The organism is Shewanella sp. GutDb-MelDb, assembly GCF_002836075.1.
In the GTDB taxonomy this organism is placed as follows: domain Bacteria; phylum Pseudomonadota; class Gammaproteobacteria; order Enterobacterales; family Shewanellaceae; genus Shewanella.
Window position 1 is genome coordinate 1 of record NZ_PJBM01000186.1, and the last position, 10,835, is coordinate 10,835.

At 40.3% G+C, this 10,835-nt stretch carries 10 protein-coding genes; 4 read left to right on the forward strand and 6 right to left on the reverse strand.

Going from position 1 to position 10,835, the window contains the following annotated elements:
- Positions 1-335: 335 nt before the first annotated feature.
- Complete coding sequence (locus CXF82_RS09330) at positions 336-692, forward strand: hypothetical protein (RefSeq protein WP_101092991.1); 357 nt, start codon at positions 336-338, stop codon at positions 690-692.
- Positions 693-1,228: 536 nt separating this feature from the next.
- Here the strand turns inward: CXF82_RS09330 and CXF82_RS09335 are convergent.
- Both CXF82_RS09335 and CXF82_RS09340 read right to left on the reverse strand, forming a co-directional pair.
- On the reverse strand, positions 1,229-1,819 hold the full coding sequence (locus CXF82_RS09335) for an HAD-IB family hydrolase (protein WP_101092993.1): 591 nt from the start codon (positions 1,817-1,819) through the stop codon (positions 1,229-1,231).
- Between the two features lie 149 nt (positions 1,820-1,968).
- A complete protein-coding gene (locus tag CXF82_RS09340) occupies positions 1,969-3,438 on the reverse strand; it encodes a carbon starvation CstA family protein (protein ID WP_101092995.1) in 1,470 nt (489 codons plus the stop codon).
- A gap of 497 nt (positions 3,439-3,935) precedes the next feature.
- Here CXF82_RS09340 and CXF82_RS09345 point away from each other — a divergent pair, with 497 nt between their 5' ends.
- Positions 3,936-4,352, forward strand: a complete 417-nt coding sequence (locus tag CXF82_RS09345) for a hypothetical protein (protein ID WP_232775143.1) — start codon at positions 3,936-3,938, stop codon at positions 4,350-4,352.
- A 22-nt stretch (positions 4,353-4,374) separates the two neighbouring features.
- Here the strand turns inward: CXF82_RS09345 and CXF82_RS09350 are convergent, their stop codons facing one another.
- The 4 genes from CXF82_RS09350 to CXF82_RS09365 form a co-directional block, all read right to left on the reverse strand.
- The gene (locus tag CXF82_RS09350) at positions 4,375-5,403 is read right to left on the reverse strand and encodes a hypothetical protein (RefSeq protein WP_257982759.1); all 1,029 of its coding nucleotides are present in this window, start codon (positions 5,401-5,403) and stop codon (positions 4,375-4,377) included.
- A gap of 317 nt (positions 5,404-5,720) precedes the next feature.
- Positions 5,721-6,911: an alginate export family protein gene (locus CXF82_RS09355; RefSeq protein WP_101092997.1), complete on the reverse strand. Its 1,191-nt coding sequence runs from the start codon at positions 6,909-6,911 to the stop codon at positions 5,721-5,723.
- A gap of 305 nt (positions 6,912-7,216) precedes the next feature.
- Complete coding sequence (locus CXF82_RS09360) at positions 7,217-8,080, reverse strand: nuclear transport factor 2 family protein (RefSeq protein WP_101092999.1); 864 nt, start codon at positions 8,078-8,080, stop codon at positions 7,217-7,219.
- A 94-nt stretch (positions 8,081-8,174) separates the two neighbouring features.
- A complete protein-coding gene (locus CXF82_RS09365; RefSeq protein WP_101093001.1) occupies positions 8,175-9,050 on the reverse strand; it encodes an AraC family transcriptional regulator in 876 nt (291 codons plus the stop codon).
- 141 nt (positions 9,051-9,191) lie between these two features.
- Between CXF82_RS09365 and CXF82_RS09370 the strand changes: the two genes are divergently transcribed.
- Together CXF82_RS09370 and CXF82_RS09375 are read left to right on the forward strand one after the other, a co-directional pair.
- Positions 9,192-9,431, forward strand: a complete 240-nt coding sequence (locus tag CXF82_RS09370; protein ID WP_101093003.1) for an HP1242/YdcH family protein — start codon at positions 9,192-9,194, stop codon at positions 9,429-9,431.
- Positions 9,432-9,641: 210 nt separating this feature from the next.
- Positions 9,642-10,547 (forward strand): prohibitin family protein, encoded by a 906-nt coding sequence (locus tag CXF82_RS09375; RefSeq protein WP_102038154.1) that lies wholly within the window; start codon positions 9,642-9,644, stop codon positions 10,545-10,547.
- Positions 10,548-10,835 lie beyond the last annotated feature (288 nt).

Genomic DNA, 10,835 nt, shown 5'->3' on the forward strand with positions numbered 1-10,835 from the left:
ATTGACTCCATCTTTGTGCTAGCAGTATCAGTTTAATCTATCAAAGTTTGGCTGATCCAATTTTTCAATGTGTTGCCGGAAACATCAATATGAGCAAAGCATGCGGACAGTGACGCTGTGGCTTAAGTACTGTAAAACATTGATCATTAAACATGGGCTTGATAAGTCAATCATTGCACTCTAGCATAGTTCGAAACAACATGGTCACAGCTTGACAGCTGAAGAGCCAGCGTCAATATTTCTACATGATTCTATTATTCGTTGCCATGATTTGTTCAGCACGCAAGCTAACGACGGCAAACACCAACTGATTATAAATAATGAGGCAACACCCAATGAACACATTTAAGAAAGTACTACTCGCTTCAACTTTTGGTGCAGTAGCACTTACAGGTATGGCTCATGCAAGTGATCTAACATGCAAAGTATCCGATGGTGACAATATCACTATGAAGAATATCAATATTCTGCGTTCTAACGAGTCGATAGTTAAGATTGATGGTAGCTACAAGTCACCTGTACTAAGCGACATCTATAGAATCGATGGAGTAGATGGTAAAGACATTAGCGAAACGCCTACTTATCTATTATACAGTCAGTATCCGGTAGCTGACCACGCGTTACGCGCAACAGTACAAGTCTACGGCGAAGACGCTGTAACAGGCCTTTGTACTGTGACTGAAGAAATGTAAGCAATAGATTCAAATTGCCGCATGCGGCAGCATGGTTTGTTGTTGTACTATTGACGGACAAGGCATCGATATTCACTTGATGCTTTGCTGTTCAATAAAAAATTAATGGTGAAATGCTTTTCTACAGATACTTATATACTCAAACAACCTCGAAATACAGGGTCCAACATAACGAGACGTGTCTGAGTTCAAGGTCGTTAATTGCGCCTGCATTATCGACATATCCATCGTCCATGATGTCTTCATGGAAATGCAGTACTCGTCATTATTGGCTCCGGCATCCTCGGTAACGTCTCCGGCTTTGCTCAATCTCCTGAATCTGACTTCTATGCCATCGTAATTCAATGTTGATGTTCATGAATTTGGAATGAAAAACAATGTGAATTATCACCTTGCCCTTCAAATGTTGATGTAGAAGCCTGCGTGAATAGCGCCGAAAAATGAAGTTGGGTTCAAGCATTAAGTCATCAGTACGCTCACCGGCATCAAAATAGCATAAGCTAAAAAATGGGCGACTGTGTGCTCAGCTTCAAAACCTATACTTTGATGCCATTCATATAGGCGTGATCTGCTATCGCTAACATGGCCAGATCTTCGTGAGTATCTCCGTAGGCAAAAACCTCAACATAATCACTTAACGTGAACTGGTTTTGCACCTTAGTTACTTTCATATCACAGCTACAATCACCTGACACATAAAACCCAGTGTAGGTCCCCTCTTTAACAGACATTTCGCTACAAATTAGTGTTATTCCCATTGATTCACACCAGGGTCGTAAATAGAGATCTAACGAGGCTGAAACCAACACCACTTGAGCACCATCCGCTTGGTGCTGTTTTAGCGCTGCTAGCATCTCAGGACGGATTGATTGTGGGATAACATTGAGTGCGTACTGCTTACCAAGAGCAGATATAACGGTTTTATCTCGACCAACAAAAGCACAGTAGCTGACTAAAGGCCTTAGCTTTCTCGCTGGGATAACCCGCAGCCTATAAAGAACATATAACGGGGAAAGGAAAACAGAACCAAGTACCAAGCGTACGGGGCTTGCTGAATAAAGGATAAAACGAGTGTACATGTCATGATGGGTTAGCGTGCCATCAAAATCAAATAGCGCGAGTTTCAAACTGTACTCCTCTAATTCAATTATCCGTGTAGTAAGGTAACTCTATAATCTATACCCAGTTTAACAGCAGTCCCAAAATTAAGGATTAATAAAAACGATAATAAAAAGGGACTGCAATTGCAGTCCCTTTAAAGGTCACACTGGTTGTACTATGACTCAGTGACAACTTTGCGTTTTTGGTGCGCTAAAATCAGTCCTATTAAGCAAATTACACCTACTGCAAGCCCCGCTGGCTGGCTCATCGATTGAGGTAAGCCTAAGCCAATCCCTGCTGTCATAATGTAAGACACAGTAATGCTGGTTCCCACAATAGCAGGCAAGCTCACAATCCAGTGGAACGTTCCGCGGTCAAACAAATACTTAGTCGCTAACCAAAGCACACTGGTAGACAACAACATATTTGAGAATGCGAAGTAACGCCAAATCAATGAGAAATCAATTTTAGTCATGAAATAAGCAATCACTAAGATAGGAATGGCTAAAAGTAAACGGTTACGCATACTTTGCGGGATCTTAAATGCATCAGTAATGGTTAAACGTAATGACCTGAATGCCGTATCGCCCGAAGTGATAGGGAATATTGCAACCGCAATAATCGCCATAATCCCCCCCGCAGCGCCGAGATAAGTTGTAGCAACTTGATTTACAACAAGACCAGGACCACCTATATCGAGAATACTCTTAAGTTCAATATAGCCACCTGGGAACGCTGCAATACCCGCTAGAGCCCAAACGCAAGCCACAATACCTTCAGACATCATCGCGCCATAATAAACTGGGCGAACATACTTCTCATTGGTTAAACAGCGCGCCATGATTGGGGCTTGGGTTGAGTGAAAACCACTAATTGCACCACAAGTGATCGTCACAAATAGCAGCGGCCACACTGGCAAACCGTCTGGGTTCGGCTCTAACAAATCGTTGTTATAATGGCTGTGGTCAAAATAGGCAAAAATATCACCAACTTCGGGAAGCTGTGGCGCACTAATTAACAGTGCAACAGCAATAGAGACGGTCATAACAATCATCAATAAGCCAAAGATTGGATAAAGCTTAGTAATAATTTTATCGATAGGCAGCATAGTCGCTAAGAAGTAATAACCTAAAATTGCTAATACCCAAAAAGTATTATTGGCAAAAATAGTGCCTTCAAAGTATTCCAAGTTACTTAACAGACCCGCTGGGCTCATGATAAACACAACCCCAACGAAGAATAACAACATCGCGGTAAAAACGAGCATCACACCTTTGAAATAGATATTAAAATAGTGTCCCGCTATTTCAGGAAGGCTTTTACCGTCTTCTTTAATGCTTAAAACGCCGGAGAAGTAGTCATGCACTGCACCGCCTATGATATTTCCCAGCACGATCCATACCAGCGCTATAGGTCCATACAATGCACCTAAGATAGGACCAAATATCGGTCCAACACCTGCAACATTCAAGAATTGAATTAAGTAAGCTTTTACTGGGTGTACTTTTACATAGTCAACGCCATCTTCAAAACGAGCTTGAGGCGTTTGAGCTTTAGGGTCAATCCCAGCTTGCCGCTCTACGAAAGGGCTGTAGAACTTGTAAGCGAGCACTAACAGCGCAATACAAATAAAGAAAATAAGCATTTTATATTAATCCATTTTTGTAGGGTAATTATTGTTATCCAAGTGTCAATCACATCCATAGTGCGGTCAAGTAACAATGTGTTATACCAAAGTAGGGCTTGCGGTTATGACTAATTTAGTTAGGCGCTATTTTACTTTTTACCCTTGCTTAATAGAGGGGGGAGTAAATGGATATTAACGCCGTTGATAAGCGGTTAAATCAATACGCCTTTATTAACTGCATTTAAATTTAAAGAGCAATAAAAAAGTGCCAATGCTTACAGGCAAAGGCCAGCATTAAAATAGGTGTATTGATTTATCATATGCTGTGGGTATTGAACAAGCCGTTACATAACCTTGCGACTCTATCGCTCAAAATTGCGATATTAAGTCAGGCGAAAGTGATTTATTTACGACTTATTCACAGAAAATACAGCTCAACATTACGCTACCCATTCCTACGCTGTTCAAAATAGGATAGCTTTAGAGCACTAATCAAAATGAGAATTTGTAGGCACATGAAACAAAAGAGCATATTAGTAAAAAGCTACTTTGCAAAAATCGAAACCGATAAGCGTGAAGAGATGTGGGCCGCTAAACCCAAAACCTCACAGTGGGAATACTCAAACTGTAAAATCGATTCCGAAAGGCTCAATAACGATCTGCAACAAGCGATTGAAACCTTAAATGAGCAAGGTTATCGCGTTATGCAAATCACTACGATAACCTCAGGTAATTATCATTTTAGTGATCACTTAAGTGATCCCCATCTGCTTGGCAATGGCGTCACAACCGAAGGCGGTTATGGTTATGGGTTTTCCTATACCGACAGCTTAGTTATTTTGGCTGAACAAACACAGCAACAACCAGTAATGGAAACAGAGTCAGTAATCGATCAAATAACACTATCTGACGCGGTTATTATTGTCGATTAATAACCGTCTATACCCTGTGGCGTCAGACATTGTGGAATAATATCTCTAGCGTTAAGGTGATGATCACCTGATTAATACGTTCAGACTCTGCATTTTCTTTACTCCAGTTATATTCTGGCGTCACTGAAAAAAATAACCAATCTCGGGCAAAATTTTGTCTGTAAGTTAAACCGATATTTGCATCCTTAATGTAGTAATGGGGCTCATCGACACTGTGTATCGCCGCTTGATAACTAATAGCCTGCTTGCTACTGATATATTGATAAAGCTGAAAACTCGATCCTAACTCCCAACCATTGCCACGAGATTCATATTGAGCTGCAGCACTCCAGCGAGCCAAGAAAGTTTCATTAAATGAATGTTCAATATCGAGGTCACTGGATTCACCTGTGACCTTCTTGTCTTGATATAGCTTTTGAGTAAATCGAGTAATGGTGCTTTCTGATAATGGATAAGTATAGCGCCATCGAGCCTCAACTTTAGGGTTAAAGTTGGCCTGAATATTAAAACTGCTGCGCCCTTTGGCATACCAATCATAGCGGAGGCCTACTTCCGTTTCTCTTTCTGCACTAGGTCCTTTAGAGGGGGCAAACGGATCATCTTCATCCGACGTTTCCAATACCAATTTGAGACGTTTATTAACACCGGGTAAATTTAAACGTGCACTGATATTGGCTCGATAACTAAAGTCTTCTTTCCCATAAAAAGAGAAATCATTGAACCAACGAATAATGGTGCCAGCTCTGGCATCATCTGCAACTCTGTCATCGACAAAAAAAGTGTCGAACCAAATAGCGGGTTGGCAAAACTTAGTATTGAGGTAATCAAAAGCACGGTCAATCGCGTGATCAGTTTGAGATAGGCTAAAACAGGGATCAGTGGGTTCTTCATTAGCAATATTGTCAGTAACAGGTGAGCTCTGTTTTGCGTCAGTTATACTCTTAGCTTTTATTTGTGCTTCATGTTCAACCAATACTTTGTCAGCCGCAAAGGCGGGAATGAGTAACAGTAGACTCACAATAGATAGACAGAAGATTGATTTAAGCTTCAATGACAAAAACCACACTCAGCGATGCACTCAACAAAAAATACTTGTCGCAATAGTAACACTGCCTACAACTTGGCTACACTTTTTTAACGATTTGTTATTGTGCCTACTTAACGGATGATGAACAGGTTAAAGCGCATAGACCTTCCCCCAAAAAAAACGTATTTCCAGAGGTTGTTCATCCGTACATTTCGGCGTTTAAAAAGCGAAAAAAAGCAGGAGTAAAATAATTTTCCTGCTTGGAAGGGAGTCCGAGCTGCTAACGGTATTGACTCTATATAGCTAACGAGTCAATACCGCAGCGGCAAAATACTCAATTATTAATATTTAGCCTGCAACGTTAACCAAAGCTTGTCGGTATCATTTGAGAAGCTATAACCTTCGTCTGCGCCACTAAAACTGGCATATTTAACACCTACACTATAGTGCTTTGCAAACGGATAAGTCGCGGCTACGCCCCACTCTTTACCCATATCAATATCGCCAAAATCTGAATCAAATTTGTGATATTTAGCCAATAGTTTTAATCCAGCGACTTTAGCCGTCAGAATCACATGAGCATCAACCAGACCATTGTTCCAGTTACCTTTACCACCGAATAGAAACTTATCAGTCCAACCGTTAAATGCATGCAGAGTCGCCAGAGGAGTGATGAAACCCGCCTTGCCGTCGTCAGAACCAAGAACTTCGTAGCCTGCTTTAAAACCAAAGCTAGCTAAATTAATACCCGCACCTAACTTATAGTAAGACGCACTATAACTAACAGGATTGTCACCCGCTTCAGATTGCTGTGCAAACTCAGCTTCATAACTCAATTTAAGCGCATCTAATTTCACATCACCCGTGGCGCGAATACCATAAGTATCGCTAGAGAATGCAGCAACATCTTGGTTATCAATTAAGTAGCCATAACCGGTGATGTTTGCAAAATCCAAGCCTGAGTAGTTAATGTTAACAAGGTTGGTTTCGTTCTCATGCTCTTCTTTACCTGAGCCTTCAGGGAAAATTCGATTAACAGTAGCAACATAGGCGTAGTAAGCCGTTAGCCCTTCTATTACCGTATTCTTTACCGAAAATGCATCATATGTTTGCTCATTTTGACGGAAACCCACACCACCAACAAAACGTTGATTATCAAGTAGAATACGTTGACGACCAAACTTAGCCAGTGTTTCAGCTGGACCTCTATAACCAATAAACCCCTGATTAATCTGAGTGTAGGCATAGTCGGCGATAAGTGGCTCATTATCCGTAGAGCGAACATCATCAATTTCAGCTACGGCAAACAGCTTATAGATATCGCCTGTTTGATAGTTTAATCGAGTACGTAAAGTGGTTTGATTTTCTTGGTCAACGTTCGCAACATCAACATCTTCAAATCGAAGACGGAATTGAACTTTAACTTTTGAGTCATCAATAAAAGCTTTCTTTAGTGGATCAACTGTGTCGGCAGTGGCGGCGGTAGAGGCTAAACTTGCAAGTACGGCTAACGTTAGGGCATGGACTTTCATTTATTGTAATCCTTTTGTTTTCATCATTCTTATGGGTTGTTATAAAGCTGAAAACAACTTGATAGCTTGATCTAGAACAATGTTGCTAAATGATTACATTTTCGTGTTAAGAACTGTGAGCACGATCATCACCAACTACTAATTTAGGAGTACCTATAAATAGGTATTTAATTCATTTTGCTTAAGTTTATATTTCTAATGCAGGTAGTTATTAAGATAAACAATATCTAATTTACACATAAAATCAAAGCAGAAAGCCTGCCTATACTCATGGAGTACAAGCAGATTTTATAAAGCATTAACCGCTATAGATTACCGAATTTACCATTAGCATTCTTCCATTGCTCTTTGTTTAAAATGGTTTCCATTACATCCCAATGCTCAGCAATTTTGCCATTTTCAATACGGAACAAGTCATAATATGAGGTAGGTTTTCCCGCAAAGCGACCTTCGCTAATGGCTAACACAAAATTACCTTCACCTAATATTTTAAAAGCCTTATCGTACTCCATGGTGATCCCTTGTTGTCCCATCGCCTCAATCGCTTGGCCTAAACCAGATACGCCATCGGCAATTGCGGTGTTATGTTGCAGATAATGATCACCATCGAAGTACTTTGTAAGCTTGTCGTACTCAGCGTTGATCAAAATAGTTTCCACAAAATCTGCTACTAACGCTTTATTTTCTGCCGTCTTATCTAAATCTAATACTGTCGTTACACCATCTAACTGTGTTCTACCACTTGGGTTAGCCTGTTGTGCTTTTTGAGCTAAGTTATCCCAATGCTCAACAATCTGACCATTTTCAAATCGGAATAGATCAAAGCCAACTTTAGGACCAAAAAAATTATAATCGGTATGAGTAAAGACATAATCACCATCTTCAAATACACGCTCAACATTGACCTTAGCGCTACCTTTTGGCAGCGCCTGTAGCGCTTCGCCAAAACCTGCTAAACCGTCTGCAATAGCCAAATTGTGCTGAGTATAGTCACTGGCATTCACATAAGAGATTGCTTTACTGTCACCGGTCTCTATCGCATTGAGTAGCGCTACCGCTTTAGTTTTATTTGAAATATTCATCGTTGACTCCGATTCTGCAGAAAGATTTGAACAACCGCCCAGTAAGCTGCTGCTCACCAGTAGTGTTGCAAGTAATTGGGTTTTCATTGTGTATCCCTAACAATTGAATTCGGAGCCATTGTAGGGTTTGAATGCAGGTTTCAGCAGGTAAAATCAAGCAGTAAAATGGTAAATATGAGCCTTAAGTGTTTCGTTTAAATTGGCTTGGGGTCATTAAAGTATGCTTCTTAAAGTACTTAACAAAATTAGTAGGCTCATCAAACCCTAAATAATCAGATAGTTGCTGAACCTGTATATTATCAATCGACAAACGTCTCTTCGCCTCTAAGATGGTATAAGAGTCTATCAACTGTTTAGCGGTACGATTCGTCGCCATCTTACAAACTTTATTCAATGTCTTATAAGTCGTCCCAACCTGTAACGCTAATGCCTTAGCATCTCGCGTATGAGTAAAGGCGTCACTTAAGGTTTCAGTAAAGCGATCAAAACAGTTAATTTGTGTCGGTGTCATCTGATGGTGATAAATATCAGGTCTACATTCACTGACTTTAGTCAGAAGTGCGGCAAACAACACCTGTAGATAACTAATATTAGGGGTTGTTAACTCGTACTCGGTGAAGATTAATTCCATCAATCTAACTAATGAATGTGCTTGCTCTGTAGATAAATTAAAGTTTTGTAGATATGAGCTCACTAAATGAGTGGGTGCAAAAATCTTGATGTCGATGGCAGCTGCCACCCTATCTAAATACTCATCGGTAAAAATAACCACCTTGCCTGCGGGTTTATTGGTGAGATCAAACGCATGTACCTGACCTTTATTGACCAACACGACGCTGCCTTTTTCTACCTGAAGAGTATTAAAGTCAACGAAATGATCCCCCTGATTGCCAGTAAAGAAGATCAGGTTATGAAAATCTATCCTGTGGGGTTTACCAAAAAAGCTTATCTCTCCTGCCGCCACTCTGTCATACAAGCTGGAGAGCTCAATAACTTCAAATCCAACATCCGGAAGCTTGGTATCTCTGAAACTAATTTCAGGCACTAAATCGTTCATTTGAACTCACTTATCATTACGTCACCTCCCCAGTATACCTAAAGCGTAAAATCTGTCTTTATCGACTTGAATTTAATCAAACAATTGACTTTACTTAACCGGTTAAGGTTGTATTTACTCATATAAGATTAAGGGGTTTTTATGTTAGGCGAAGATCATTCTCTGCTCCATGAGTTTCCTGAGCACCACGCTATTATTATGGAACGGTGTAAAAGTGATGCAGCATTTAATAAAGATGCCAAACACTACAACGCATTGGATAAAGAGATCCGAGTGCTGGAATTAAATGGCGCACCAATAGATGATGAATCCATGCACCAACTAAAGCATGACCGAGCTGAATTAAAAGACTCGTTATATATGCGTTTATCAAACAAATAGTGTTTCGCTAAGCTAGGTATGATGCATCGGCGCTAACGTACTGCGAGCTTAGATTAGCCAAATAACGATTAAGGCCAAGGGTAAGTAACTTGGCTTTTTTATTGCAGTTGCAAATTAACACCACACTTTAGCAACCTAAAACAAACAAATGTTTCATAACATAGAGTTAACTGGTATCTTTGCCGCGCATATTAAGAAAGGATACCTAACATGTCGCTGTTAAAACCATCACCACTTGCATTTTTAAAATCAATTTCAATAGTAAAATCTCTACCAATACTGCTCATTATCATTGCCTTATTTAACTCTTACTTTATTGTAATTGAAGGGCATGTGGGTGTTGTTAAGCGCTTCGGAGAAGCGAAAGAACAACAAAATCCAGGCTTACACTTCAAGATCCCATTTATCGAAACCGTTGAGCTGATCGAAGTTCGTACCCGTAAAAATGCCGAAAAAATGGCATCAAGCACTAAAGAGCAGATGCCCGTCACGATTGAGGTTTCGGTTAACTGGACCGTTAACAAAGAAGCTGCTTTAGAGCTATTTAAACGTTATGGCGGCTTAACCCAGTTTGAACAACGTATTCTCGACCCACGTTTTCGCTCAGCGACAAAAGATACCATTCCTCAATTTGAAGCAGAGCAACTGATTCAAGACAGAGCCAGTGCGATACGAGGTATAGAGAAGCGCTTGGCTGAAGAGATGGAAGGCTTTCCAGTCGTGGTTGATAATATTCAAATTGAGAATATTATCTTGCCGCAAAAATACATCAACTCGATAGAGATAAAGCAAACTGAGAAAAACCTTGCAGCAGCAGAGGAGCATAAGCTTGAGCGTCAACGTTTAGAAGCACTGCGAGCAGTAAATACTGCAGATGCTCAGGCAAAAGGGATTTTGAAAATTGCCGAAGCTGAATCTAAAGCAATATTACTCAAAGGCTTAGCTGAGGCACAGGCGATTGAAGCAAAAGCTAAAGCGCTCAAAAATAACCCGCTGATTGTAAAGTTAACCGAAGCGCAAGCTTGGGATGGAAGACTGCCAAGTACCATGATGGGTAACGGCGTAATGCCAATTATGGATATTAGAGCTGAAGCTGACGCTGAATCTAATAAATGACATAGATATTATGCATCGATTCCTTTAATAGAAAGTTGTTAACAAAGCGGGGCCTTATAAGGCCTCGTTTTCATACTGTTACTGAGATTTCTATTCATAACTAACGGATCCGTTTACTGACGAGTTTGCCTACAGCGTCAATTTTCTTAACCCTCACCTACAGACATCACAGCTAATTTTATGGTCAGACTTGGCAGATAAATCCTCTGATTTAGCTATCCTCAAGTAATACCCATTTTTAAATTTGAATAGCGTTGGTTGCAAATAGGCACATTATCAATTTTTTAT